Raw genomic sequence first — 24,623 nt, forward strand, 5'->3', positions numbered from 1 at the left:
ACTTCAAATTATTCAGTTTCACCATCACCGCAAGCCTTGATTATGGGCTGGCAAATGGCGCCGCTCCTTCCGGTTCACCCGATTTTTCGTTCGCCGGTTTCTGTGCCATCGATTGCGTCGTAGTGTGACTTGAGCTGTTGCAGGGCAATCCGCAGCACGATCTTCCCCGAACGCGCAGACCAGCCCAATTGCCGCTCCGCCGTTTCAAGACCTTCAAGATAGCAGCAACAGCGCAGGGCAATATCGCTGAGCCCTGCCCCAAGTGCCGACAACGCCTGTTTCGCGCGGCGTTCCGCGTCTCGGGCGCAGGGGCTGGACAGTTTTACTGTTCGGCTTGTACCGCAGGTAAGGCTGTCAAAATGACTTGCCTCTTGCGACAGATGCTGCCCAACCTGGGCAACCTCAAAGTCTTCCCGCAGGCGTTTGCCGGCCTGAACCAGATCTGCAGGCAGAAACGGTTCGCCATTCTTGTCGAACAGGCGCGCCAGCATGTCCAAAGGGGTCTCGCCCGCCCCGTACCGCGACCTTCGCGGACGGGGCTGTTGTTTGCCATTCGGCGTGGCCATGCCTGGAGACAGGTTGCATTCGACCCGGCTCCGCGCCCTGTTTTCCCGTTCGGCCACGATGCGTGTCAGTGCATTGCGCCCATTCTGCGTGATCTGGTAGCGGCTCAGCCGTCCCGCTCGCGTGCAGGAAATCCACCCGAGCAAGGCCATGGCACCGGCAAGCCCCCGGTGAACGGGAAATTTGACCTCTGCCGTATCGCCCTGCCGTACAACGACGGCATTTTCCATTCCATCGGCGACGGCAAGAACCGCACCGGGCTGCGACAAGCGGGTCAATACCTCTGCCGATCGCTCCTCCAGCGCATTGGCCTGGTAATTGGTGGGACCAGCCGCACCCGCCTGCCTAACATGCCAGCGGGCCAGTTCTGTCAGCATGCCGTCAATCAACGGGTCTTCGCGCTGGTTCTCGATCCTGCGCACCTGACGCAGAACGGTTGAGGGATGGCATCCTGCACGCCGTGCAAGTTTGCGGATGGATTGCCCGGTCTCGGTGTGTTCCAGATAACGCAAGGCATCTTCGGGAACCCAATCCGGCAGCTTCGAGACAGTCAGTGTACACATCTTAAAAGATCCCCAATCGTCACAGAGGCAAATACTCCACCATCCGCCCCCTTGGTTCTCCACAGGCACGTCGTGGCCTACCCACCTGTTTTTGAACAAAACTTCGCGACTCCCCATCATTGTTGCCAAATTTGTCTCAATCAACAGGCAATAGACCGTTCGCCGAAAGTGTCGAGCCCGCAACACCCGCTTTGGTTGTGTTATGACAACGCTCGTTGTCGTTCAGGAAAGGATCTTTCGATGCAAGATGCCCTAAGCCGCCTGTCTTCGCTCCACCGCCCCCGTTTGCTGGTGCGCGCCGCGCGAATTGGCGCCGCCACCTACATCCGGGACAAGACGCTTCATCGTCTTTTGGGATACGGCACCTTGCCGAAACCGTCGGCGGCCATCCTGAAGCTTCTGGACATTGAATTCGTGCTGAATGCGCGCCGCCTGTCCGGCGATGCGGGATACACCATGGCACGTCATATCGATGTATTGATTGCCCTCATGGGAGAGGCCAATCTCTTGCGCCTCAGCAAAGCCGGCTGATCGCGCAAAGAAAAGGGCGGCAGCCCGAACGCCACCGCCCCAAGAGGAATTGTTGTCTTGCCAGTGCCAGCGACCCGACGTTACAGGAAGGAGTCCGGCATTACGGCCTTTCTTTCCAGTACGAAGGCTTCGAGGGCCTCTTTGACGGCCGGATCCAGTGCAGGCGGCTGATAGGTCGCCAGCAGATGATCCACGCGGGCCGAAGCAAGCGCATAGGTATCCCGCGCGCCCTCTTCTTCCCAGGTCTCGAACGGTTTGTAGTCGAGCAGATCGGATTTCCAGAAGGCGGTCTTGAAATTGGCCTGCGTATGGGCGCAGCCAAGGTAATGCCCGCCGGGGCCGACCTCGCGGATCGCGCCCATGGCCTGGTCTTCCTCGCTGACGCCAACTCCCTTTGCCAGCCCGTGAAGTGCGCCAAGCTGGTCCGCATCCATGACGAATTTCTCGAAATCGGCAACCAGCCCGCCCTCAAGCCACCCACAGGCATGGAGCATGAAGTTGACGCCGGACATCAGGCCCATGTTCAGGCTGTTTGCGGTTTCATATGCGGCCTGCGCATCGGGCAGTTTCGAGCCGCAGAACGAGCCGGCCGAGCGGAACGGCAGCCCCATCCGCCGGGCAAGCTGCCCCGCGCCATAGGTCACCAGCGACGCTTCGGGCGTGCCGAAGGTGGGCGCGCCCGAGTTCATGTCGATCGAAGAGACAAACGCCCCGAAGATAACCGGCGCACCGGGACGAACCAGCTGGCTGTAGGCCACCCCGGCCAGGACTTCTGCCAGAACCTGCGTGAGCGTGCCCGCGACCGAAACCGGTGCCATCGCCCCGCCCACGATGAAGGGAGAGATGATGCAGGCCTGGTTGTTCTTGGCATAGACCTCAAGCGCGCCCATCATCACATCGTCGAATGTCATCGGAGAGTTGATGTTGATGAGCGAGGTCATCACAGTGTTGTCCTGAACGAACTCCTTGCCGAACAGCACCCCGCACATGTCAACGGAGTCTTGGGCGCGGCTCGGCTCGGTGACCGACCCCATGAACGGCTTGTCGCTCAGCGTCATATGCGCCAGCAACATATCGAGGTGGCGTTTGTTCACCGGGACATCCGTCGGCTCGCAGACCGTGCCGCCGGAATGGTGCAGCCACTTGGACATATAGGCCAGCTTCACGAATTTCTGGAAATCCTCGAGCGTGGCATAGCGGCGCCCCCCCTTGGCATCACGTACGAAGGGCGGGCCATAGACCGGCGCCAGCACCAGGTTGCGACCGCCGATCTCGACGCTTTTCTCCGGGTTGCGGGCGTGCTGGGTAAAGCTGGACGGCGCTGTTTGGCACAGTTTGCGCGCCAGGCCGCGCGGAATGCGGACCCGTTCGCCCTGCACATCCGCACCGGCATCGCGCCAGCGCTGCAAGGCTGCCGGATTGTCCACGAAATTCACGCCGACCTCTTCGAGGATCGTGTCGGCGTTGGCCTCGATGATCTCGATGGCTTCCTGGCTCAGGACCTCGAAGTTGGGAATGTTCCGCTCGATGTATTTTGCGGTCTCGATTCGAATGCTCGAACGTTCGGCGCGGCGGGCGGCGCCCCCACCCCCGCGGCTGCGCCGACGCGGTGCTGCTTCAGCCATTGCTTATCCTCATCAAAGGCATGTCGTTGGGCAGGTTCTACCCCGTTGCCCGCGCCCGGCGCAGAAGGATAACGGCCAATCCGGTTGAAAACCGACATGAAACCATCAAAACAGCCAAGTCTCCTGCCCAGACTCCCGCAAGACTTACGCCCGCAACGTCCAGTCGCGCTGCCAAGCGTTCAGGCCGCAACAGGCATCGAATCCCATTGCCGGCTTTGGCGCAGCTACTCCCGTCGCGCGATCTGCCCCCTTGCAAGCAGGCCTGTCACGCCCTATGAGCCAGACATGAGCCAGACATCCCACGAACGCCTCCTGATCATCGACTTTGGCAGCCAGGTCACGCAGCTGATTGCGCGCCGCCTGCGCGAGCTGAACGTCTATTGCGAAATCCACCCCTATCAGAATGTCACAATGGACTTTGTGCGCGAGATGGCGCCCAAGGCCGTGATCTTCTCCGGTGGTCCTGACAGTGTGACACGCGAGGGTTCTCCCCGCGCGCCGCAAGAGATCTTTGACTACGGTGTGCCGATCCTCGGCATCTGCTACGGCCAGCAGGTGATGATGCACCAGCTGGGCGGCAAGGTGCAGACCGGACATGGCACCGCGGAATTCGGTCGCGCCTATGTGACGCCGACCGTGAAATCCCTGCCGCTGCTCAAGGGCTGGTTTCAGGACGACAGCGACCGCGAACAGGTCTGGATGTCGCACGGCGACCACGTGAGCGAGATCGCTCCGGGGTTCGAGGTTTACGGTACCTCCCCCAATGCGCCTTTTGCCATCACCGCCGATGTGAACCGCAATTTCTATGCGGTTCAGTTTCACCCCGAGGTGCATCACACCCCCAATGGCGCAAAGCTCTATGAGAACTTTGTGAAACTGGCAGGGTTCACCGGCGACTGGACCATGGGCGCCTACCGCGAGCAGGCCATCGAAGCGATCCGTCAGCAGGTCGGCGACAAGCAGGTGATCTGCGGTCTGTCGGGCGGCGTTGACAGCTCGGTTGCTGCCGTGCTGATCCACGAAGCCATAGGCGACCAGCTGACCTGCGTTTTCGTCGACCATGGCCTGTTGCGCAAAGGTGAGGCCGAAGAGGTCGTCACCATGTTCCGCGACCATTACAACATGCGCCTGATCCATGCGGACGAACAGGAGTTGTTCCTGGGCGAACTCGACGGTCAATCCGACCCCGAGACCAAGCGCAAGATCATTGGCAAGCTGTTCATTGACGTGTTCCAGAAGCACGCCGACACGATCGAGGGCGCCGAGTTCCTTGCCCAAGGCACCCTCTACCCGGATGTGATCGAAAGCGTCTCCTTCTCCGGTGGTCCGTCGGTGACGATCAAATCCCACCACAATGTGGGCGGCCTGCCTGAAAAGATGGGCCTGAAGCTGGTCGAACCCCTGCGCGAGTTGTTCAAGGACGAGGTGCGCGCGCTGGGCCGTGAACTGGGCCTGCCCGAAAGCTTCATCGGCCGCCACCCCTTCCCGGGGCCGGGTCTTGCCATCCGCTGTCCGGGCGAAATCACCCGCGAAAAGCTGGAGATCCTGCGCGAAGCCGATGCGATCTACATCGATCAGATCCGCAAGCACGGTCTTTATGACGAGATCTGGCAGGCCTTCGTGGCCATCCTGCCGGTGCGCACCGTGGGCGTCATGGGCGATGGACGCACCTATGATTACGCCTGCGCCCTGCGGGCGGTTACCTCGGTCGATGGCATGACAGCGGATTACTATCCGTTCAGCCACGAATTCCTGGGCGAGACAGCCACCCGGATCATCAATGAGGTCAAGGGCATCAACCGCTGCACCTATGACATCACCTCAAAACCCCCGGGCACGATCGAGTGGGAATGATCTGAAACGGTTTTGGACCAGTGCTTTTTGCAAAGCACTGGTCCTCTTTCCTGTTGGTCCGCGATATCTCTCAACGAGACGGGCATCATCTGCCCTTTATTCAGCGGCTTCAGTCTTGACCTTTGGCGCGATTTCCCCCCTTCTGCAGCCCAATCACGGGGAGTGAGGCACCATGGACAAGCAACCGGCTGAAATCGCAAAAGCTGCGCTTTGGATGACCGGTGCGATCGTATCCTTCTCCTCCATGGCCATCGCCGGCCGAGAAGCCGGTCTTACGCTCGATACATTTGAAATCATGACCTACCGAAGCCTTGTCGGGGTCATTGTCGTCGTCGCGGCCCTGACCGTGTTCCGTAAATGGCATCTGGTGCGCCGGGATCGGCTTGGGCTGCACGCGGTTCGCAACCTGGCGCATTTCACCGGGCAGAACCTGTGGTTTTTTGCTGTCACGGCTATTCCCCTTGCGCAGGTCTTCGCGCTTGAGTTCACCTCCCCCATATGGGTGATCATTCTGTCTCCCCTGATGCTGGGGGAACGTATGACGCGACTGCGGGCGGGGGCGGCTGTGCTTGGCTTCATAGGCATTCTGATTGTCGCACGCCCGTCCCCCGAAACGATCAGCCCCGGAATCCTGACCGCAGCGGCCTGTGCGATCTTCTTTGCGCTGACGGCGATCTTCACCAAGAGACTGACCCGCCACGAAGACATCACGTCGATCCTGTTCTGGCTCACCACCATGCAGCTCGTCTTTGGACTGGTGATGTCCGGCTGGGATGGAGACATTGCAATCCCGGACCTGAAAACCCTGCCCTGGCTGGTCCTGATCGGTCTTGCCGGCCTGGCCGCGCATTTTTGCCTGACGACGGCATTGTCCCTGGCCCCGGCCACAGTGGTAATGCCCATCGATTTCACCCGTTTGCCGGTCATCGCCATTGGTGGCATGCTGATCTACGGCGAAGAAGTGGTGATCTGGACCATCGTCGGCGCCATTGTGATTTTTGCCGCCAACTACATCAATATTCTGGACGCATCCGGGAAACTGCGTGCGCGAAAGCCGCATATCCAATAAGCCGCAGGAACCGGGTCGTTTTGGACCCGGTCAGGGGTCATGGTGGCGGCATGACACAGCAAAAATCACTCTCCACTCGTGCTCTGCTTGAGCTTCTCGTCCTGGGCACGCTCTGGGGCGGATCATTCCTGTCCATCCATGTGGCGCTTACCGAGGTTCCGGTGCTCACCTCGGTCCTGCACCGCTGCGGGTGGGGCGCTTTGGTTCTGTGGGGGGCAGTCCTGGTCTTGCGCCTTCCGGTGCCCCGCGCCCCCGGGATTTGGGGCAGCTTCCTGGTCATGGGTCTGTTGAACAATCTTCTGCCCTTCAGCCTGATGGCCTGGGGGCAGCTTCATATCGAAACCGGTCTGACCTCGATCCTGAATGCCACAACCGCGGTTTTTGGGGTCCTCGTCGCCTCGATTGCCTTTGCCGACGAGAGGCTGACTCTCCGGCGCTGTATTGGCGTATGCTTTGGCTTTCTGGGCGTTTCCACCGCAATCGGCCTCGATAGCTTTGCAAGTTTGGACCTACGAAGCGGCGCGCAGCTCGCGGTTCTTGCCGGCACCTTCTCCTATGCGCTGGCCGCCGTATGGGCGCGCCGGTTTTTGTCCGCTCTTGCCCCGCAGGTGGCGGCTGCCGGAATGCTCACGGCTTCGGCCCTGTGCCTGGCGCCTTTTGCCATCTTGATCGACGGCAAGCCAAGCTGGAACCTTGCGCCGACAACCTGGGCCGCCATTTTTTACTACGCTGTCTTTGCAACCGCCGGGGCCTACCTTTTGTACTACCGGATCCTTGGCATGGTGGGCAGCGGCAACCTCATGCTGGTGACGCTGATCATCCCGCCAGTCGCAATTGTCCTCGGGGCGCTCGTTCTGGATGAGGCTCTGCAGCCTCAGGCCTTTGCCGGATTTGGCCTTCTCGGGCTGGGCCTGCTGATCCTGAACGGCTGGTTCAGATGGCCGCTGCCCCCGCGGCGCAATTGACCCCGCCTCCGACACTGGCTAGCAAGGCGCGAAGACCTCAAAACCGATCTGGAACACACATGCTCTATTCTTCCGCACAGGACTGGCGCGATGCTGCCCACAAACGTGTCCTCTTTTTTGGCATGTCTGGCCTGGGCAAGACCTATGTCAGCAATATCCTGCGCGGCGCCGGAGACTGGTTCCACTACTCGATCGATTACCGCATCGGCACCCGCTACATGGGCGAATACATCGCCGACAATGCAAAGGCCGAGGCGATGAAAGTACCCTTTCTGCGCGATCTGCTGTTGTCGGACTCGATCTACATCGGCTCCAACATCACCTTCGACAACCTGACGCCCGTCTCCTCTTATCTGGGCAAGCCCGGCGATACTGCAAAAGGTGGCCTGCCAATGGACGAATACCGTCGTCGGCAGGAACAGTTTCGCATGGCAGAAATCCATGCGCTGCTCGACACCGAGTATTTCATCGACCGCGCCGGGCGGCTCTATGACTATCCGCATTTCATCTGCGACACCGGCGGGTCGATCTGCGAATGGGTCGATCCGGAAGACCCCAATGATCCGGTCCTGTCTGAACTGTCAAAAAATGCGCTGATGATCTGGATCAAGGGCGATGACGCGCATACCGAAGAGCTGATCCGCCGCTTTGACCGCGCCCCCAAACCCATGTCCTATCAGGCAGAGTTCCTGACCCGCGTCTGGGAAGACTATCTTAGCAAAAACAGGATATCAGAGGCGGATGTCGACCCAGATGCCTTTATCCGATGGACCTATGCACAGGCCCTTGCCCATCGCCAGCCCCGCTATGAAGCGATGGCGCGCAACTGGGGCATCACTGTCACTGCCGATCAGATCAGTGCGGTGCGCGATGAGGCCGGTTTCATGGACTTGATCGCAAGCACCCTTGAGACGGCAGCCTAAGCGCCCTATTTCTGGCCCTCCAACCCTCCACACCAACCTTCAGGACCTGACATGCCTATCAAGATCCCTTCTGACCTGCCCGCCTATGACGTTCTGACGAACGAAGGCGTGATGGTCATGTCGCCGGATCAGGCGGCGCGTCAGGACATCCGCCCCTTGCGCATCGGTCTGCTCAATCTGATGCCCAAGAAGATCCAGACCGAAAACCAGTTCGCGCGTCTTATCGGGGCCACCCCGCTGCAGATCGAGCTGTCGCTTATCCGCATGACCGAGCATCAGACCAAGAACACCGCCGCCGAGCATATGGCAGAGTTCTATCGCCCCTTTCAGGAGATGAAGGAAGAGCGGTTCGACGGGCTGATCATCACCGGAGCCCCGATCGAACACCTGGACTTCACCGATGTCACCTATTGGGATGAGCTGTGCGAGGTCTTTGACTGGACGCAGACCAATGTGCATTCCACATTTGGCGTCTGCTGGGGCGGCATGGCCATGATCAATTACTTCCACGGCGTGAAAAAGCACATGTTGGATCACAAGGCCTTTGGCTGTTTCCGGCACCAGAGCCTTGTGCCCGCCTCACCTTACCTGCGCGGCTTTTCCGATGACTGCGTGATCCCGGTCTCGCGGTGGACGGAAATGAAGCAGGATGAGATCGACAGCCACCCGGAACTGACCACCCTGTTGGGAAGTGATGAAGTCGGCCCCTGCCTGGTCGAGGATCCGGGCCATCGTGCCCTCTATATCTTCAATCACTTCGAGTACGACAGTGACACGCTCAAGCAGGAGTATGACCGCGACGTGGCCAATGGCACCGAGATCAATGTGCCGATCAATTATTACCCGGGGGACGATCCAAGCTGCCCGCCACAGAACCGTTGGCGCAGCCATGCGCATCTGTTGTATGGCAACTGGATCAATCAAATCTACCAGAGCACGCCCTTTGATCTGAACAACATCGGGCAATAAATCCTTGATTTCCCTTGTCGCAGCTCTTGGTGCGGGGATCGGCGTGACGGCCCTTCAAAACCGTCGCCGCCAAAGCCGCGCCCGCACCACGCATCCGCCCCGGGGACAGTTTATCGATGTCGGCGGCACCCGGATTCACGCGGTCGAAATCGGCCAGCCCGCAGGCAGCGCGCCGGAGGTGGTCCTGATCCATGGCTCCAACGGCAGCACCCGCGACATGAGCTTTCGCCTCGCACCCGCCCTAGCGCCCCGTTACCGGGTGCTGATGCTGGATCGGCCGGGTCTTGGCTATTCCGACCCGCTCGGAGCACAGCCTGCCACCCTTGAAGAACAGGCCACCGTTCTGTCTGAGGCTGCAAGAACGATGCGGTTTGAACGCCCAATCGTGCTGGGTCAAAGCTATGGCGGAGCTGTGGCGCTGGCTTGGGCACTGCATCGCCCGGACGGCCTGTCGGCCTTGGTGTCGGTCTCGGGTGTCTCACACCCCTGGGATGGGTCATTGGACCTGTTTTACCGAGTGACTTCGACCCGCGCCGGGCAGCATCTGTTGATCCCCCTGATCACTGCCTTTGTTCCCGACCAGACGGTGCGACGCGCTTTGACGGACGTTTTTGCTCCGCAAGAGGTTCCGCAAGGCTATGCAGAACACCTTGGCATCGGTTTGACCCTCCGAAGTGGCACCCTGCGGGCCAATGCCCGCCAGCGGGCAGCGCTGTTCGAAGACATAAAAAAGCTATCCCCGCACTATGACCGCATCACCGCCCCCGCCGAGCTGGTCCATGGTGATGCCGACACTACGGTCGGCTTGCAGATTCACGCCAGAAGGCTGGCTGAGGACCTGCCAGCGGCAAATCTGACCGTCCTCCCCGGAATCGGCCATATGCCCCACCATGTCTCGACGCCCGAGGTGGTCGATGCCGTCGACCGCGCTGCCCTGCGGGCAGGATTGCTGTAAATCGGGCTCACATTGCCCGGTCCGATCCCCTATATAGAACAGATGACAGAAAGGCTTTCCCCATGACTCTGCCATTTGACGGCGCCATCAGCCGCTATTTTGAGACAGAAGCGCCGGATGCTGTTCGCAGCGCAATCCAGTCTGCGGACAAGGATGACATACTGGACCCGAGTTATCCGCACGAACAGCGGATGAAGGGAAAGCTCTATAATGCCGAAATGGCGGCCCTGCAGATCGAACTTGTGAAACTGCAGTCCTGGGTGAAATCCACCGGCGCCCGCATCTGCATTGTCTTTGAGGGCCGCGATGCGGCTGGTAAGGGCGGAACAATCAAGAGGTTCCGCGAGAACCTTAATCCGCGCGGCGCGCGGGTTGTTGCACTTTCGAAACCCAGCGAAGCCGAACAAAGCCAGTGGTATTTCCAGCGCTACATCGATCATCTGCCTTCGGGTGGCGAAATCACCTTCTTCGATCGCAGCTGGTACAATCGCGGCGTGGTCGAACATGTCTTCGGCTTCTGTACCCCTGAACAACGCGAACGGTTTTTCCATCAGGTCACGAGCTTTGAGGAGGCCCTTGTCGAAGACGGGATCCACCTGTTCAAACTCTGGCTGAACGTCGGCCGCGCCGAGCAGCTGCGACGCTTCCTGGCACGTGAAAACGACCCCCTAAAGCACTGGAAGTTAAGCGACATCGACGTCAAAGGCCTGGCGCGCTGGGCGCCATACACAAAGGCCATCGGTGAGACGTTGACCCGAAGCCACACTGCGATTGCGCCCTGGACGATCGTCCGGTCGGATGACAAACGTCGCGGCCGCCTCGAAGCGATCCGATCGGTTCTTCACAGGATCGATTACGACAACAAGAACGCGGTCGCCATCGGCAATACCGATGAGATGATTTGCGGCGGGCCTGAGATCTGGCATGCGTAAACGCGGCTATCATCATGGCAACCTGCGGCAGGCTCTGGTTGAGGCCGCCCTGGGCCTGATCGAGGCCAAGGGCCCCACGGGATTCACCCTGTCCGAAGCGGCAAAGCAGGCGGGCGTCACGCCGGCCGCTGTTTACCGCCACTTTGAAGGGCGCGAGGATCTCATTGCAGAGGCAGCGAAACAGGGTTTCGTGATGTTCGCCGACCTGATGCAGCACGCCTATGACAAATACCAGCCGTCGGCCCTGGCAGCCTTTGAGGCCACAGGCCGGGCCTATCTGGCCTTCGCACGCAAGCATCCGGGCCATTACATCGCCATGTTCGAAAGCGGCATCTCGGTCAATCGCACACCCGAGCTTGCAGATGCGGCTGCCCGCGCCCGCCGCATTCTGGAACAAGCCGCATCAGATCTCAGCCAGCACATCCCGGCAGACAAGCGTCCGCCCGCCTCCATGTTCTCGGCCCATATCATGGCGCTGAGCCATGGTGTCGTTGAGCTCTACGCCCGCAATGCACCGGGTGCGGCCTCTCCGTTTTCACCGGATGACCTGTTGGAGAGCGGGATCATGATCTACCTGCGCGGCCTGGGCCTTATCGATCCCGATCGATAAGGCCGCAGCATCACAGGAACTGCCTCCGACAACAAAAAAAGGCCGCAGATTTCTCTGCGGCCTTTTCCATCTGTGAACCCAGGCGATTAACGCTTGGAGAACTGGAACGAGCGGCGGGCCTTGCGGCGGCCGAACTTCTTACGTTCAACGACACGGCTGTCGCGGGTCAGGAAGCCTGCTGCTTTCAGTGCGCCGCGCAGCGACGGATCATAAAGCTGCAGCGCCTTGGAGATGCCGTGCTTGACCGCACCGGCCTGACCGGACAGACCGCCGCCCTTGACGGTTGCGACGACGTCGAACTGGTCTTCCACACCGGCCACGGTGAACGGCTGGCGCAGGATCATCTGCAGCACGGGACGGGCAAAATACGCCTTCATTTCCTTGCCGTTCACGGAGACCTTGCCGGAGCCCGGCTTGATCCAGACACGGGCAACCGCATCTTTCCGCTTGCCGGTGGCGTAGGAACGTCCCAGCTCGTCACGGACGGGCTCACGGGAAATGGTTTCTTCAGCGACAGCTTCCACGCCTGCAACGGCGCCCAGCTCTTCGAGAGTGTTGATCTGATCAGCCATCGGTCTCAGCTCCGCGTGTTTTTCTTGTTCATGGATTTGACATCCAGAACCTCGGGGGCCTGGGCCTCATGCGGGTGCGCGGCACCGGCATAGATACGCAGGTTGGTCATCTGCTTGCGCGACAGGCGGTTGCCCGGCAGCATGCGCTTGACGGCCTGGTAAACAACACGCTCGGGGTGCGCGCCTTCCAGGATCTGCTGCTTGGTGCGGGACTTGATGCCGCCCGGATGGCCCGTGTGCCAGTAGAAGTGCTCTTCGCGCTTCTTGCCGGTCATCTGCACCTTGTCGGCGTTGATGATGATGACGTTGTCGCCCATGTCCATGTTGGGCGTGAACGAGGCTTTGTGCTTGCCACGCAGGCGCATGGCAACGATCGAGGCAAGACGGCCCAGAACAACGCCCTCGGCGTCGATCAGGATCCACTTCTTGTCGATATCTGCCGGTGTAGCAGAGAAGGTTTTCATGGCAGGTCTATCCTGTTTGTCGTGAAGGCGCACGGAGAACCCCGGCACCTGAATTCGATGGACGGGGTTTACGGTGAAGAAAGTGGCGCGTCAACACATCAAAACAATAATTTACCCTTCGCATTCAATGACTTAAAAATTAGGTATTAGAATACCCCACGCTAAACACTGATTTGCTCGGGCGGATTGTCCAAAAGGGCCCGCAGACGCAGCATGGCATCCTCGAATTTGGCCAAAGACACCTGACCGTTGATGGTGATGCGCACCGCGTTGGGCGCGCGTCCATCGCGCAGGGCGAATTCATCAGCAGAACGGATCTGCACTCCCTGGCCCTCGGCAGCGCGGGTAAAGGCTGCGGAGCGCCAGCCCGATGGCAGCCTCAGCCACAGAAAAGGCACCTCATCATTCCAGGTGAGTTCAAACGCACCCAGCGCATTGACCGCAACGCGCACGTATTTCGCCATCTCTTTACGCACCTCCTTGGCGAGGGCCTTGCTGCGCGGATCGGACAGCAGGACACGGGTCAACTCGGCCAGTGGCTGCGCAAGACCGAAAAAGCTGTACTCCGCTGCGCGGCGCAGATCCTGCTCGTGACCTTTTGGCGCAAGGGCAAAGCCAACCCGCAAGGCCGGCGTCAGGATCTTGGAGATCGAGCACACATGCCAGGTGATGCCGGGGGCAAGGGCGCGATAGCTGGGAGCGCGCGCTTCGCCCATTCGATAGCAGTCGTCCTCGATGATCTGCACGTCATGGCGCCGGGCCACCTTCAGAATCTCCTTGCGCCGCTCCAGCGGGGTGAAAAGCCCCGTCGGATTATGCACCTCAGGGCTTGTGCACAGCACGGTCGCCCCGGTCTTGCGGATCGCCAGCTCAAGCGCATCGGGCCTTATCCCGTGTTCGTCCATACCGACGCCCACAACTTTGGCCCTCAGCAGTTCTGCCGCCCGCCGAAACCCCGCATAGGAAAGATCCTCGACCAGAAGCGTCGGCTGGGCCTCTTTCAGAACGGCCTGCATCACCGTCAGGATTCCATTCTGGCCCCCGTGCGTCAGAACCACCTGGTTTTGATCCAGCGGTCCGAGCGGCTGATCGGACAGCCACTCTACGACCGCTTCGCGAACCGGACGATAGGCGTCGCGGGTGGGATAGTTCAGGAACATGAAGGGATCAGCCGCGGCGACCTTCTTCAAGGCTTCACGGATGGCAGCCACTTGCCCCACATCCGCAAGACGCGGGCTGAACAGGCTGACATGATCCGGGTCACGCAGCTCCTGCAGGTGCAATTCGCGGGACCAGACATCATCCAGGACCTTGGTCTGCCGCTCGGCGACAAAGGTGCCCCGCCCGACCTCGGCCTGCAACAGCCCCTCATCCGTCAGAACCGAATAGGCCCGGGCGACCGTCCCCGGCGTAATGCCAAGCTGATAGGCCAGTTCCCGCACCGGGGGCAGCTTTGTACCAATACGCAGAGTCTCATTTTCAACCGCCGCGCGGATTGTATCGGCCACCCGCTGATACTTCGGACCCGGCTTGTCGCCAAGGGATGGCGCCCAAATTGTACCCATTACAATGCTTCCTTGGACAGCTGAGTCGGACTTTTGTATCAAACACCCATAGCAACAATGCAGGATTGTATCAATACAATAAAGGACACAGACCATGACACAGCCTACACCCTCCGCCTATCCGAACGTTTCTTTTCTGAACACCCAGCCGGCCCTGCCGCTGCTGGCACAGATTGCGGTACAGGTTGCTGTTCTGGTCACCAAGTGGTCCCTGCGTCACCGCAGCCGAAAACAGCTCCGCCACCTGAGCGATGCGCAACTCCAGGACATCGGGATTTCGCGCGCCGAAGCCCATTATGAAGCCACTCTTCCGTTCTGGCGCCCCTGATCCCCGGGGCACGGAACCACCTGACGGCCGGGGCCAGTTCCCCGGCCTTTTTTGTGCTCCAAAGCCGTTTGAGCAAAATTAACCCTTGATCGAATCCTCCATGGCGCCTAGATGCGCCTCACTTTCGGTACCGATCCCAACCCCGGACCCTTATCCGGGGGGGCGCTAAGGACCGTCTGGATTGTCATCTACTGGAACGAAGGGGAGTGTCATGAAAGACGCCAACCTCTTCCAACTGGGGATCGGTCTGGAGACAGGCGCCCATGAGGAAGATACCGCCCGCGGTGTAACCACCGCGATGCTTGAAACCGTTGTGGACAGCGACCGCGAAGACCATTTCATCCGCCGTGATGGAAAAGTGTTTGCCGGAACCCACCTGATCATCGAAGTGATGAAGGGCACGGGCCTGGATTGCGAGACACGCATCCAGAACGCGTTCCGCAAGTGCGTCGAGGTCTGTGGCGCCACGCTGCTGCACATCCACACGCACAAATTCTCGCCTCAGGGCGTGTCCGGCGTTGCCGTTCTGGCCGAGAGCCACATCTCGGTCCATACTTGGCCCGAAATCGGCTACGGTGCGTTTGACGTCTTCATGTGCGGCGATGCGCAGCCCTGGCTGGCGGTCGGTGTTCTGAAAGAAGCCTTTGCGACCGATCACGTTGAGGTCCGCGAACTGCTGCGCGGGGAGGAGCTCATCGCCAAGGAGGTCGCGGCATGAGCGAGACCTGGATCACCGAACGCCTGCACGACCACTACGCCCAGTCTCTGCGCGTGGACGAGATGCTATATGACAGCAACACCGAGCATCAGCGCCTGAAAGTGTTTCAGAACGGCACCTTTGGCCGGATCCTCACGCTGGATGACGTGGTGCAGACCACGGAAGGCGACAACTTCATCTACCACGAGATGATGACCCATGTGCCGATCCTGGCGCATGGGGCTGCAAAACGCGTGCTGATCATCGGCGGCGGTGACGGCGGCATGGCGCGCGAAGCGCTGCGGCACGCCTCGGTCGAACATGTGACCATGGTGGAAATCGACGGCGGCGTCGTGGATTTCTCCAAGGAATACCTTCCGATGCTCAGCCAGGGGGCCTTTGACGATCCGCGCCTCGATCTGGTGATCAATGATGGCGCCGCCTTCATGCGTGAGACGGACCAGAAATTCGACGTGATCATCGTCGATTCCACCGATCCGATCGGTCCGGGCGAAGTGCTGTTTACCAACACCTTCTACGGTCATGCCGCCCGCGCCCTGACCGATGATGGGATCATCGTCACCCAGAACGGCGTGCCCTTCATGCAAGGGGACGAACTGACCGGAACCATGCGCGCGTTCAAGGCGCTCTTTGCCGATCACAGCTGCTATCTTGCGACCATTCCCACCTATGCGGGCGGACCGATGGCCTTTGGCTGGGGCAGCCATTCCAAGGCGGCGCGCAACGTCTCGCTGTCCGATCTGGAAAAACGCTTTGCCGCCGCCGGGATCGAGACGGACTACTATACGCCCGAGGTCCACAAGGCCGCATTTGCCCTGCCGGGCTATGTGAAAAAGCTCTTCCCCTAAGGGCCAGGTAGAAAAGTCCAGAAACGAAAACGGGGGCCATCGGCCCCCGCAATTCTTTCAGCACCCTCTTTCGCCAACCCTGGCAATCACGCTTCGGGTTCCTGATAGACGCCCTGCTCTTTCAGCGCGTCCACGACCTCTTTGGGCATATAGGTCTCATCGTGTTTGGCCAGAATTTCAGAGGCTTCAAACACGCCGTTCACGTACCGCCCCGTCCCGACCATGCCCTGATTTTCAGAGAACAGATCGGGCAGAACCCCGGTATAAACCACCGGCACGGTCGCGCCGCCATCGGTCACTGCAAAGCGGATGCTTTCACCCTGTCCGCGCACGATGCTGCCTTCTTCGACAAGACCGCCAATACGGAACACCTCATCCTGGGTTGGGGGCTCGGCCATCACCTGGCTCGGTGAGCGGAAATAGTTGATGCCATCGCGCATCGCATAACCAATCAGGCCCGTGGAAACGATCAAGGCCACGGTCGCCAGCGCGATCACCTGGATACGGCGCTGTTTCTTGAGGTTTTTCACGGTGCTACCTCCCTGCCCGGATGTGGGCGTCTCGATTAGGGGAACAGCGGCGCCATCATCAGGCCCGCCGTTTCCTCTTCACCTAACATCAGGTTGGCATTCTGCAAGGCCTGACCGCTGCTACCTTTTGTCAGGTTATCCAGCGCGGCGATGACGATGGCCCGGCCTTCGATGCGGTCTGCCGTCACACCGATATGGCAGAAGTTGGAGCCACGCACGTCATGGGTGCTGGGCGCAGTGCCAAAGGGCAGAACCTCGATGAAGGGCTCATCCTTGTAGGCTGCGACAAAGGCCGCATGGATCGCCTGCGCGTCGCCCTTGACATAGACGGTCGCAAGGATGCCCCTGTTTGCCGGTATCAAGTGCGGGGTGAACTGCACCCTGACGGGACGGCCTGCAAGTCTGGAGAACTCCTGATCGAACTCGCCCAGATGCCTGTGTGTGCCGCCAATGGCATAAGCATTGTACCCCTCGCTCAACTCTGCATGCAGGAGGTTTTCCTTGAGTGAGCGCCCAGCCCCGGAAACCGCGCATTTCAGATCGAGAATAATATCATCAAGATCGATCAGACCGCCCGCAATCAGCGGCCTCAGCGCGAACTGCCCGGTGGCCGCATTGCAGCCCGTGCCAGCCACCAGCCGCGCCGTGCGGATTTCATCCCGGTAGAATTCGGTCAGGCCGTATACGGCCTCTTCCTGCTGTTTGATCGCAGCATGGGGGTTGCCGTACCATTTTTCATAGTCCGCCGGATCCCGCAGCCGGAAGTCTGCCGAAAGATCGACGATCTTCAGATCGCCCGGCAGGGTTGCGATGACCTCTTGGCTGGTCTTGTGCGGCAGGGCGCAGAAACACAGATCGATAGAAGAAAAGTCGATCTCATCGATCTTGCACAGCACCGGCAGATCCATATGGCGCAGATGCGGGAAGACCTCGGCCATTGTCATGCCCGCCTTGCGGTCTGCCGCCAGCGCCGCGATTTCGATGTTGGGATGCTGGGCAATCAGCCTCACCAGTTCCGCGCCAGTGTAACCGCTGGCGCCAAGGATAGCCACTTTGTGGGTCATGTCAGACCTCATGTCCTGAATTTTGAATGATGTTTACCGCAGCAAAGCGCGGCAAGGATAGGGAAAAGTCACTGAGCGCAGATGCATGGGGCGAACATTCGCCGGGCATCAGGCCGCTTCAAAGGTGATTTGTCGTCGCAAGAACTGCGTCGCGCGGGCGCTGACGCGCGCCGGATCACCGGTGGTGTAAAAGCCCGCCTTGCCCGAACCATACATATCCGGGTGCCGTTCCAGATAGTCCGCCAGACTGTCGGCCACCAGATCCCCCTGGCTAAAGACCTTCACATCCGCGCCAAGCGCCTCCTGAAAGGTCTTTTCCATCAAGGGGTAGTGGGTACAGCCCAGAATTGCCGCCTCGGGATGGGGCATCTTGCGCTTCAGGGCATCCACGTGACTGCGCACCAGCGCTTCGGCCAGGATCATGTCGCCCTCTTCGATGGCGTCCACGACACCTCCGCAGGCCTGCGCCTCCACGTCGACACCAATGGCGCGAAAGGCCAGCTCGCGCTGGAAGGCCCGGCTCGATACGGTTGCAGGGGTCGCGAACAGCGCGACATGCTTGACGGCCACCTCACGCGGCGGTGAGTTGTCGCCCCACTGCCGTTCCGTCAGCGCTTCGATCAGCGGCACGAAGACGCCCAGAACCCGTTTGCCAGCTGGCAGTCCGCCCTCCTGCAGGCGGCGCAATGCTGCGGCCGAGGCCGTGTTGCAGGCCAGGATCACCAGATCGCAGCCCTTGTCCCACATGTTTTCAACGGCGGCCTTGGTCAGATGGTAGACGTCCTCGGCATCGCGCACCCCATAGGGCGCGTGGGCATTGTCGCCGTAATAGATCAGCTCTACATCCGGCAGGCGCTTGTGCACGGCATTCAGAACCGTGAGACCACCCAGACCAGAATCGAAAATACCTACCGCCATGTTCCACTTTCGCGACAAAGGTGAGGTGGAGCCGGGTCAGGCGCGGTGTTTTTCTTCAAACTCATAGCCGCGCAGGGCCGGATCCACGGGAGTCGGGGATAGCTCATAAGTCGCTTTGCGCAGGAAATCCATCATTGCTTTGGCATTTGTGGCCAGTGGGTCAAGTTTGTCGCGGCCGATGGGTTCGCCGATCACCATACGCACCGGGGTATCGACGCGCCTGTGAAATTCCTTGATCAACAGCCCCATGCGCAGGGTGGCATGCAGGTGGCTGGCGATCTGAAACAGACGCGAGGTGTGTCCATCGAAATAGACCGGCACCACCACTGCGTCGGATTTCGCGATCATGCGCGCGGTGAAGCTGCGCCAGCCAGGGTCCATGGGCTGCGCAAAGGGCGTGGCCGCGGTTGAAACCGTACCCCCCGGAAAGATCCCGATGGCGCCGCCCTGCCCCAGATACGACAGCGCCTCTTTTCGGGTTTCAAGGTTGGTGCGCAGCGCCGCCTGCGTTTCGGCAAAGTCGATGGGCAGAATCACATGATTCAGCTCCTCAGCCTTGCCAAAGACCTGATGCGCCAGAATGCGAAAGTCGCCCCGGGTTTCGGCCAGGATATGCCCCATCATCAGCCCATCGAGAATGCCATAGGGGTGATTGGCAATCAGCACCATGGGTTTGTCGCGGGGGATATTGCCCAAAGCTCCGCCCACCACGTCAAGCGACAGCCCATAGCGCTCGGCGATCACACTCCAGAAGCTGCGCCCATTGGCGACCTCCAGCTCATAGCCCCGCGCACGGCGAATGAGTCCCAGCCGTCCGGTGGTGTTTTCCATCAGGCGGATCACCATCCGCCCGGATCGGGTCCGGGCCGAATGCGCGTATGAGATGTCACGGGCGATCTGGCGTGAGCTTTGCATCAACGGAACTCTCTTGGCGGCCTTGCTGACCTCGCCGGGTCAGGGAAAACTGAATAGCTGACCTGCGTAACAGTCTCATGACGTCCACAGCCCCGCCGCAGAGCGCAAAAGCGCCGCGCATCAGCGCGGCGCCCTGCCCAACGGGTGCGGCGCATGTTCCATGCGCCCGGAAACGGGCGGGAGTGCCGCCCTCGGCCCTATTCCGCCGCTTCTTTCAAAGGCGCACCGCCCTGCCGCAGGGCCGCAAGCAGCTCTTCGCGCCGCTTGGCCGCCGTCTGCTCGCTTTCCAGCTTCACCGGGCCAAAGCCCCGGATCTGCAGCGGGAGCTCGGCCAGCGCAACCAGCGGATCCATGATCTCGGGCGCCGCCTTGGGCAGCCACTCCTTCATGTCACGCTCGTACTGCTTGATCAGCGCGCGCTCCATCTTGCGCTCATCCGTGTAGCCAAAGATGTCGAGCGGTGTACCGCGCAGGCCCTTGAACTTGGCCAGAAGGCGCAGCCCCCGCTCCATTCCCGGGCCAAAACGGCGTTTTTTCGGACGACCATTGGCGTCTTTCCCACCCAGGATTGGCGGCGCCAGGTTGTAAGAGATCTTAAGATCCCCCTCGAACTGTTCCTCAGCCTTTTCCCGGCTGGTCAGCAGCAGCCGCGCGACCTCATATTCGTCCTTATAGGCCAACAGTTTGTGATAGCCCTTGGCGACCGCCTCTTTCAGGCGCGCATCCTTGATGCCGTCCAGCATCTTCGCATAGCGCCTGGCAAGTCCCTTGCCCTGATAGGCGATCAGATGATCACGGCGGAAGGCGATCTTCTCATCCAGTGTCTTGGGCAGTTCCACCACATTGGCGGGCTTGATCAGTTTGGCGACTTCATCGGGATGGAGCACAGCCCAGCGACCGATTTCAAAGGCCCGAATGTTCTTTTCAACGGCAGCCCCGTTCAACTCGATCGCCTCGGTGATCGCCTCATGGCTCACCGGGATCAGCCCGCGCTGGAAGGCCCCGCCAAAGACCATCATGTTGGAGAAGATCGAATCCCCCATGGTGACACGCGCCAGTTCAGAGGCGTCGAACATATCGAGCCGCTCGCGCAGGCGCGCCTCAAGAGCGACCTCAAGGCGGTCGGTGGGCAGCTGGAAGTTTGTGTCGCGGGTGAAATCGCCGGTGATGATCTCGTGGCTGTTCACCACACCGCCGGTCTGCCCCGTGCGCATCAGGCCGATGGTCTTGGCCCCGGCGCTGACAACCAGATCGCCGCCGATCAGGGCATGCGCTTCGCCGGTGGCGACGCGAATGGCGCTGATATCATCCGGGCGCTCTGCAATACGGCAGTGGATATGAACCGCGCCGCCCTTTTGGGCGAGGCCGGCCATTTCCATCATGCCCGCGCCCTTGCCATCAATCTGCGCCGCCTGCGCCAGAACGGCGCCAATGGTCACAACACCCGTACCGCCAACGCCGGTGATGACCACGTTGTGGGTGCCATCGATCTTGGGCAGCTCGGGTTGCGGCAGATCGGGCAGGTTCAGCTCGGCCGTGGCTTCCTTGCGGATCTTGGCGCCCTCGATCGTCAGGAAAGACGGGCAGAAGCCGTTCACGCAGGAAAAATCCTTGTTGCAGGAGGACTGATCAATCGCCCGCTTGCGCCCCAGTTCGGTCTCCTTCGGCACGATGGAGACGCAGTTCGACTGCACGCCGCAATCGCCGCAGCCTTCGCACACGTCGGAATTGATGAAGACGCGCTGATCGGGATCGGGGAACAGGCCCCGCTTGCGCCGACGGCGTTTCTCGGCTGCGCAGGTCTGGATGTAGATGATGGCTGAGACGCCCTCCACATCCTCGAATTTCTTCTGCACATTCATCAGCTCAGACCGTTCATGCGTGGGAACACCTGCCGGGAATTGCTTGAAATCGATCTCTTCTTTCTCGTCATAGACGATGGCAAGGTTTTCGACTCCCATCGCCTTCAACTCATGCGCGATCCGGTATGCGCTGAGGCCACCCTCGTTGCCCTGACCGCCGGTCATGGCCACCGCATCGTTGTAGAGGATTTTGTAGGTGATGTTGGTCCCTTCGGCGAGCGCAGCGCGGATCGCCTGCACGCCCGAGTGGTTGTAGGTGCCATCGCCCAGGTTCTGGAACACATGCTTGCGTTTCGAGAACGGCGCTTCGCCGATCCAGTTGGCGCCCTCTCCGCCCATATGGGTGAAGCCCAGCGTTTCGCGGTCCATCCACTGCACCATGAAGTGACAGCCGATGCCCGCATAGGCGCGGCTGCCCTCCGGCAGTTTGGTCGAGGAGTTGTGCGGGCAGCCCGAGCAGAAATACGGCAGGCGGGCTGCAATTTCCTCGGCATTGTCGGCGCGGCGCGCCTCATCGAGGCTGGCAAGCCCCGCGCGGATCGCTTCGGTATCACGACCCTCCTCAATGAGGATCTCACCCAGTTTTTCGGCGATCATGATCGGATCGAGCGCATAGCGCGTCGGGAACAGCTCTGGGCCATGCATGGAGCCTGCGCCGCCGCCCTTGTGCCAGCCATATACCCGGCGCCCCTGGCGATCATCAAAGATGGCTTCCTTGATCTGAACCTCAATGAGCTTGCGCTTTTCCTCGACCACGACGATGAGATCGAGCTCCTCGGCCCAATCGTGGAACCCTTTCATGTCAAGCGGCCAGACCTGCCCAACCTTGTAGGTGGTGATGCCCAGACGTTCGGCCATCGCCTCATCAATGTTCAGCAGCGACAGAGCATGAACCAGGTCGAGCCAGTTCTTGCCTGCCGCAACAAAGCCGATCTTGGCGCCGGGCTTGCCCCAGATGCGCTTATCCATCTTGTTGGCATGGCTAAAGGCTTCGGCGGCAAAGCGTTTCTGGTCGATGATCCGGTCTTCCTGCTTGAAGCGGTCATCCACAAGGCGGATGTTCAACCCATCGGCAGGCATATCAAAATTCGGCAGGGTCAGCTGCACACGATCCGGGCTGGCATCCACGACAGACGTCACCTCGATCGTGTCTTTCATGGTTTTGAGCCCCACCCAAAGCCCGGAATACCGGCTGAGCGCATAGCCATACAGGCCGTAGTCCAGAATCTCCTGTACACCGGCCGGGCTCACGATCGGGATGTAGGCATCCATCAGGGCCCATTCGGACTGGTGCAACACTGTGGAGCTTTCGCCAGTATGATCATCGCCCATGGCAACGAGCACGCCGCCATGTTTCGACGTGCCGGCCATATTGGCATGACGGAAGGCATCACCGGAACGGTCCACGCCCGGGCCCTTGCCGTACCACAGGCCAAAGACGCCGTCGTATTTGCCCTCACCGCGGATTTCAGCCTGTTGCGCGCCCCAAAGCGCAGTGACCGCAAGATCCTCGTTCAGCCCGAACTGGAAGGTGACATCCGACTCTTTCAACTGCTTTTCGGCCCGGCTCATCTGCATGTCGACGGCACCCAGGGGCGATCCGCGATAGCCGGTCACCAGCCCGGCTGTGTTGAGGCCGGCAGCGACATCGCGCGCCTTCTGCATCAGCATCAGCCGCACCAGCGCCTGGGTGCCATTCAGCATGACGGGCGATTTGCTCAGATCATATTTGTCATTGAGTGAGATCTTCTGCGTGCTCATCCGGTCCTCCCAACCAAAACTGGCTTGCAATCTTTTTGATCGATATTAGGTCACAAATGCTGACCTGTATCGGGTCTTTTGTCAATATCCTTTCCGCGGGGCCTCGCCAGCGATCGGAAATTGATCCAAGTGTAGGGTTTCATGTAGTCTAAAATGGGCAGAGCGAAAGTAACGGACATGGATTGGGACAAGCTTAGAATTTTTCACGCCGTTGCGGACGTTGGCAGCCTGACCCATGCGGGTGACAAGCTGAACCTGTCGCAATCTGCCGTCAGCCGCCAGATCCGCGCGCTGGAAGAGAGCCTGAACGTCACGCTCTTTCACCGCCACGCGCGGGGCCTGATCCTGACGGAACAGGGCGAACTTCTGTTCGATGCCACCAAATCCATGTCGAAACGGCTGGAGGCGGCCTCGGCCCGGATCCGCGACAGCGAGGAAGAGGTGTTCGGCGAGTTGCGCGTGACCACCACCTTCGGGTTCGGCACGCTCTGGCTTGCCCCGCGCCTCACCAAGCTTTTCGAGCAGTACCCAAACCTCAAGATCGACCTGATGCTGGAAGAGCGGGTGCTGGACCTGCCCATGCGAGAGGCCGATGTGGCCATCCGCATGAAAGAGCCAAGCCAGGCCGACCTCGTGCGCAAGCGTCTGATGACCGTGCAGATGCGCCTTTATGCATCGCGCGCATATCTCGACAAGGCCGGCACGCCGCAAACCATAGAGGATATCAAGGATCACCGTCTGATCTGCCAGAATCAGAATTCCGCTCAGGTCGGCTCTGCCGCCGTGCTTGTACAGAAACTGATTACCCACAGCCCCGCATCCATGCTGTCGGTGAACAACTACTTTGGCGTGTTGCAGGGCGTGTTGCACGACCTCGGAATCGGGATTCTGCCTGACTACGTGACTGAGGACTTCCCCGATTTGGTGCAGGTTCTGCCTCATGAGGACACCAGCGGCGTACCCGTTTACCTGGCCTATCCGGAAGAATTGCGCCATTCCCAACGCGTTTCCGCCTTCCGTGATTTTGTTCAGAACGAGATCATGGCGCACCGCAAACACATGAAAGAGTTGGGGAAACTCTAAACCCCCAGCCCCATGACGCAGAGCTATGCAAAAAACGCATATCAGAAATGACGCAATTTGGGACGAAAAATTCTTGAAGCGGAGGGGGGCTATCCCTAAATCACCCTCATGAAGACGGCGCCTCGGCGCTCTTCATACCTCCCTGTTGGACTACGGCCGAGCTTAGTGCTCGGCCTTTTTTTTGTTCCCGACAGCCCCGGGCGATGCCATTTGCGGCACGTCTCGTAAGAAACAGTCCACATGACCCGCGTGGCGACAACAGACAGGGGAAGAATTTTCCTGTTTCGCCAGCTCCTGCCAGATTTCCGGCCAGAAATGCCAGCCGCCAGATGTCAGTTGCACAAAATCGAGGCTCTTGTGGAACGGCTGCGCCCTCCACAGCCAGCCGGCAAAAAGAATCACCAAGCCCGGTTCATTGGCATAGATCGCCAAAAC

Annotated in this window: 24 protein-coding genes; 13 read left to right on the forward strand and 11 right to left on the reverse strand. The window is 60.1% G+C overall.

All coding sequences use genetic code 11. The features are described from left to right. Nucleotides 1–74 precede the first annotated feature (74 nt). The gene (locus AADA15_RS00570) at nucleotides 75–1,127 is read right to left on the reverse strand and encodes a DUF6456 domain-containing protein (protein ID WP_341639598.1); all 1,053 of its coding nucleotides are present in this window, start codon (nucleotides 1,125–1,127) and stop codon (nucleotides 75–77) included. Between the two features lie 240 nt (nucleotides 1,128–1,367). On the opposite strand from AADA15_RS00570, the gene AADA15_RS00575 reads away from it, so the two are divergent. Next, nucleotides 1,368–1,658 carry a DUF6477 family protein gene (locus AADA15_RS00575; protein ID WP_341639599.1) on the forward strand — a complete coding sequence of 97 codons (291 nt, stop codon included), beginning with the start codon at nucleotides 1,368–1,370 and terminating at the stop codon, nucleotides 1,656–1,658. A gap of 80 nt (nucleotides 1,659–1,738) precedes the next feature. Here the strand turns inward: AADA15_RS00575 and AADA15_RS00580 are convergent, their stop codons facing one another. After that, nucleotides 1,739–3,283, reverse strand: a complete 1,545-nt coding sequence (locus AADA15_RS00580) for a trimethylamine methyltransferase family protein (protein WP_341639600.1) — start codon at nucleotides 3,281–3,283, stop codon at nucleotides 1,739–1,741. A gap of 285 nt (nucleotides 3,284–3,568) precedes the next feature. Here AADA15_RS00580 and guaA point away from each other — a divergent pair, with 285 nt between their 5' ends. The 8 genes from guaA (at nucleotide 3,569) to AADA15_RS00620 (ending at nucleotide 11,560) form a co-directional block, all read left to right on the forward strand. Then, nucleotides 3,569–5,137, forward strand: a complete 1,569-nt coding sequence (guaA, locus tag AADA15_RS00585) for a glutamine-hydrolyzing GMP synthase (protein WP_341639601.1) — start codon at nucleotides 3,569–3,571, stop codon at nucleotides 5,135–5,137. Nucleotides 5,138–5,309: 172 nt separating this feature from the next. Then, on the forward strand, nucleotides 5,310–6,206 hold the full coding sequence (locus AADA15_RS00590; protein ID WP_341639602.1) for a DMT family transporter: 897 nt from the start codon (nucleotides 5,310–5,312) through the stop codon (nucleotides 6,204–6,206). Between the two features lie 50 nt (nucleotides 6,207–6,256). Then, nucleotides 6,257–7,171, forward strand: a complete 915-nt coding sequence (locus AADA15_RS00595; RefSeq protein WP_341639603.1) for a DMT family transporter — start codon at nucleotides 6,257–6,259, stop codon at nucleotides 7,169–7,171. A 59-nt stretch (nucleotides 7,172–7,230) separates the two neighbouring features. Further along, entirely contained in the window at nucleotides 7,231–8,094 is an 864-nt protein-coding gene (locus tag AADA15_RS00600) for an ATPase (RefSeq protein ID WP_341639604.1), read from the forward strand. Nucleotides 8,095–8,145: 51 nt separating this feature from the next. Further along, nucleotides 8,146–9,063: a homoserine O-acetyltransferase MetA gene (gene metA, locus AADA15_RS00605; protein WP_341639605.1), complete on the forward strand. Its 918-nt coding sequence runs from the start codon at nucleotides 8,146–8,148 to the stop codon at nucleotides 9,061–9,063. Between the two features lie 43 nt (nucleotides 9,064–9,106). Continuing rightward, nucleotides 9,107–10,018 carry an alpha/beta fold hydrolase gene (locus tag AADA15_RS00610; RefSeq protein WP_341639606.1) on the forward strand — a complete coding sequence of 304 codons (912 nt, stop codon included), beginning with the start codon at nucleotides 9,107–9,109 and terminating at the stop codon, nucleotides 10,016–10,018. 62 nt (nucleotides 10,019–10,080) lie between these two features. Then, nucleotides 10,081–10,950 (forward strand): polyphosphate kinase 2, encoded by an 870-nt coding sequence (gene ppk2, locus AADA15_RS00615; RefSeq protein ID WP_341639607.1) that lies wholly within the window; start codon nucleotides 10,081–10,083, stop codon nucleotides 10,948–10,950. Then, nucleotides 10,943–11,560 (forward strand): TetR/AcrR family transcriptional regulator, encoded by a 618-nt coding sequence (locus AADA15_RS00620; RefSeq protein WP_341639608.1) that lies wholly within the window; start codon nucleotides 10,943–10,945, stop codon nucleotides 11,558–11,560. Before ppk2 ends, AADA15_RS00620 begins: the two co-directional genes overlap by 8 nt. 86 nt (nucleotides 11,561–11,646) lie before the next feature. Here AADA15_RS00620 and rpsI read toward each other — a convergent pair whose 3' ends face one another. From rpsI to AADA15_RS00635, 3 genes are all read right to left on the reverse strand, one after another. Beyond that, nucleotides 11,647–12,132 carry a 30S ribosomal protein S9 gene (rpsI, locus tag AADA15_RS00625; RefSeq protein ID WP_341639609.1) on the reverse strand — a complete coding sequence of 162 codons (486 nt, stop codon included), beginning with the start codon at nucleotides 12,130–12,132 and terminating at the stop codon, nucleotides 11,647–11,649. Between the two features lie 5 nt (nucleotides 12,133–12,137). Next, a complete protein-coding gene (gene rplM / locus AADA15_RS00630) occupies nucleotides 12,138–12,596 on the reverse strand; it encodes a 50S ribosomal protein L13 (RefSeq protein ID WP_341639610.1) in 459 nt (152 codons plus the stop codon). A 161-nt stretch (nucleotides 12,597–12,757) separates the two neighbouring features. Beyond that, nucleotides 12,758–14,161 carry an aminotransferase-like domain-containing protein gene (locus AADA15_RS00635; protein ID WP_341639611.1) on the reverse strand — a complete coding sequence of 468 codons (1,404 nt, stop codon included), beginning with the start codon at nucleotides 14,159–14,161 and terminating at the stop codon, nucleotides 12,758–12,760. 94 nt (nucleotides 14,162–14,255) lie between these two features. Between AADA15_RS00635 and AADA15_RS00640 the strand changes: the two genes are divergently transcribed. The 3 genes from AADA15_RS00640 to speE all read left to right on the forward strand — a co-directional run bounded on the left by AADA15_RS00640 (nucleotide 14,256) and on the right by speE (nucleotide 16,055). Then, on the forward strand, nucleotides 14,256–14,489 hold the full coding sequence (locus AADA15_RS00640) for a DUF1127 domain-containing protein (protein WP_341639612.1): 234 nt from the start codon (nucleotides 14,256–14,258) through the stop codon (nucleotides 14,487–14,489). 211 nt (nucleotides 14,490–14,700) lie between these two features. Then, nucleotides 14,701–15,207 (forward strand): adenosylmethionine decarboxylase, encoded by a 507-nt coding sequence (gene speD, locus AADA15_RS00645; RefSeq protein ID WP_341639613.1) that lies wholly within the window; start codon nucleotides 14,701–14,703, stop codon nucleotides 15,205–15,207. Next, on the forward strand, nucleotides 15,204–16,055 hold the full coding sequence (gene speE / locus AADA15_RS00650) for a polyamine aminopropyltransferase (protein ID WP_341639614.1): 852 nt from the start codon (nucleotides 15,204–15,206) through the stop codon (nucleotides 16,053–16,055). Before speD ends, speE begins: the two co-directional genes overlap by 4 nt. Nucleotides 16,056–16,141: 86 nt before the next feature. Here speE and ccmE read toward each other — a convergent pair whose 3' ends face one another. The 5 genes from ccmE to AADA15_RS00675 all read right to left on the reverse strand — a co-directional run bounded on the left by ccmE (nucleotide 16,142) and on the right by AADA15_RS00675 (nucleotide 23,105). After that, the gene (gene ccmE / locus AADA15_RS00655) at nucleotides 16,142–16,585 is read right to left on the reverse strand and encodes a cytochrome c maturation protein CcmE (RefSeq protein WP_341639615.1); all 444 of its coding nucleotides are present in this window, start codon (nucleotides 16,583–16,585) and stop codon (nucleotides 16,142–16,144) included. 35 nt (nucleotides 16,586–16,620) lie between these two features. Next, nucleotides 16,621–17,649 (reverse strand): N-acetyl-gamma-glutamyl-phosphate reductase, encoded by a 1,029-nt coding sequence (gene argC / locus AADA15_RS00660; RefSeq protein WP_341639616.1) that lies wholly within the window; start codon nucleotides 17,647–17,649, stop codon nucleotides 16,621–16,623. A gap of 108 nt (nucleotides 17,650–17,757) precedes the next feature. Next, complete coding sequence (murI, locus tag AADA15_RS00665) at nucleotides 17,758–18,567, reverse strand: glutamate racemase (protein WP_341639617.1); 810 nt, start codon at nucleotides 18,565–18,567, stop codon at nucleotides 17,758–17,760. Nucleotides 18,568–18,603: 36 nt separating this feature from the next. After that, nucleotides 18,604–19,482: a lysophospholipid acyltransferase family protein gene (locus AADA15_RS00670; RefSeq protein ID WP_341639618.1), complete on the reverse strand. Its 879-nt coding sequence runs from the start codon at nucleotides 19,480–19,482 to the stop codon at nucleotides 18,604–18,606. Between the two features lie 197 nt (nucleotides 19,483–19,679). Beyond that, nucleotides 19,680–23,105, reverse strand: a complete 3,426-nt coding sequence (locus tag AADA15_RS00675; protein WP_341639619.1) for an indolepyruvate ferredoxin oxidoreductase family protein — start codon at nucleotides 23,103–23,105, stop codon at nucleotides 19,680–19,682. Nucleotides 23,106–23,282: 177 nt separating this feature from the next. Here AADA15_RS00675 and AADA15_RS00680 point away from each other — a divergent pair, with 177 nt between their 5' ends. After that, nucleotides 23,283–24,188 carry a LysR family transcriptional regulator gene (locus tag AADA15_RS00680; RefSeq protein WP_341639620.1) on the forward strand — a complete coding sequence of 302 codons (906 nt, stop codon included), beginning with the start codon at nucleotides 23,283–23,285 and terminating at the stop codon, nucleotides 24,186–24,188. Between the two features lie 162 nt (nucleotides 24,189–24,350). Here the strand turns inward: AADA15_RS00680 and AADA15_RS00685 are convergent, their stop codons facing one another. Then, nucleotides 24,351–24,620 (reverse strand): hypothetical protein, encoded by a 270-nt coding sequence (locus AADA15_RS00685; protein ID WP_341639621.1) that lies wholly within the window; start codon nucleotides 24,618–24,620, stop codon nucleotides 24,351–24,353. Nucleotides 24,621–24,623: the final 3 nt, after the last annotated feature.

This window comes from Phycobacter sedimenti, from assembly GCF_038148855.1.
Classification (GTDB): domain Bacteria; phylum Pseudomonadota; class Alphaproteobacteria; order Rhodobacterales; family Rhodobacteraceae; genus Phycobacter; species Phycobacter sedimenti.